The 1142-nt window shown below is 59.5% G+C and carries 1 protein-coding gene and 1 pseudogene; both read left to right on the top strand.

Annotated features, from left to right (window positions below; all coding sequences use genetic code 11):
• A pseudogene (locus EOA75_RS33085) lies at window positions 1–328 on the top strand (transposase); the annotation flags it as partial.
• Window positions 329–672: 344 nt separating this feature from the next.
• The coding region (locus EOA75_RS33080; protein ID WP_245466832.1) for a PAS domain-containing protein at window positions 673–1142 on the top strand (470 nt) is incomplete at its 3' end.

Here is a 1142-nt window from a genome sequence, read left to right as displayed (position 1 = left end):
ATATCTCCGATAGCGCCGGCGCCCAGGCGATCGTGGATGCCATTCGCAAGCGCTGGCCCTGGGTGAAACATCTGTTCGCCGATGGTGCCTATGACCGCTCATGGACAAGGCCGCCTATCTGGACTTCGTGATCGAGATCATCCGTCGATCTGATGACCGGAAGGGCTTCGAAGTCTTGCCACGACGCTAGGTCGCTGAGCGGACCTTCGGCTGGATGACCAGATGGCGCCGCCTCGTGCGCGACTACGAGCAGCGCATCGACGTCTCTCGCGCCATGATCCTCGTCGCAATGGGCGCAAACCTCATCCGCAGAAACGCTCATCCTTGAATTTCAAAACGGAATCTTATGTTTCGGAATGTTGCGTCGCATAGATGGAAGGTGGTTGCGCTGCTTCACAAACTCGCGGCACTTGGAGATTTCTCGACGGAGACGTCAACGGCACCTCGGCTCAATTTACCAGCCGAATATCTTCCGTTTGGGATTTCACTCTTCACGAACTTGTGGATTGTCGGCTCGCCTACCTAGATGATGGGTGCAGCCGAAGCCGAGCCCTCGACGCCGGTCAAACGATCTTCGCGCAGAGCGTTTGGCGCGCGGAGCGATGGATGCTAAATCAGCGACCATTGCTGGTCTCAACCCAGCGGCTGCTCGTGAGCAGGAAGGGGCGAGCTTTGTCGGATTCTGTTGCCAAAACGCCTGTATCCGGTGGCGGGGTCGAGCGGAGCTACCTACCGGGACATCAGCTTCTGGCGCTGATGTTCGACCAGGCTCCAGGCTTCATGGCGCTGTTCAGCGAGCCGGGCCACATTTTCCAGTTGACCAATGCCGCTTACCAACGCCTAGTCGGCGAGCGGCCGGTTATCGGCAAATCGGTTCGGGAGGCGTTGCCGGAGCTTGAAGGCCAAGGCTTCTTCGAACGGCTCGACCGCGTCTGCGAAACCGGCGAGCCTTATGTCGGCCGAGGCGTCAAGGTCGTCTACCGCAACGTCGAAACGGGTGCCGCGGAGGAGCGCATACTCGACTTCGTCTATCAGCCGATCAGGGCGAACGACGGCCAGATCACGGCCATATTCGTCCAGGGCACTGACGTCAGCGATCTGTCCTTCGCCAACGCCTCGCTGCAGTTGCGCGAGGACCACCT

Origin of the sequence: Mesorhizobium sp. M1A.F.Ca.IN.022.07.1.1 (assembly GCF_003997575.1) — a bacterium.
GTDB lineage: Bacteria > Pseudomonadota > Alphaproteobacteria > Rhizobiales > Rhizobiaceae > Mesorhizobium.
This window is presented reverse-complemented; position numbering and strand designations above follow the sequence as displayed.